Consider the following 357-nt stretch of genomic DNA (forward strand, 5'->3'; position numbering starts at 1 on the left):
GCCGATGGCTCCATAGTAAGCCGACATGGGGTCATAAACGAAGTCCCCAGGCGATATTGTCCAGTAGTTGGAAAGATCCTTGCTGGCCACACTGCGCGTGAAATGCTCGGACTGTTTTCGAATTGCATATTTTCCGACTGTGACAACGTCATCTGCACCAAGGTCTGTATTCTTGTCCTGTCGCTCTTCGAACACATCCCCAAAGCTGCTCGGATTCCAGTTAGAACGCGAAAATTCTTGTCCAATAGCGCGACTAGGCGCCAAGAGCCGCTGCGCAATTCCATTCAACCGACGCGCCTTCGCCGCTCGAAGCTCAGTGAGCTTTTCGAGCGCCTCGTCCCAAGTTCGCAGAATCTC

At 52.9% G+C, this 357-nt stretch carries 1 protein-coding gene; it reads right to left on the reverse strand.

Going from position 1 to position 357, the window contains the following annotated elements; translation table 11 throughout:
* The coding region (locus tag RMT89_RS41685; RefSeq protein WP_315888965.1) for a hypothetical protein at nucleotides 1-357 on the reverse strand (357 nt) is incomplete at both ends.

Origin of the sequence: Streptomyces sp. P17 (assembly GCF_032436805.1) — a bacterium.
GTDB lineage: Bacteria > Actinomycetota > Actinomycetes > Streptomycetales > Streptomycetaceae > Streptomyces.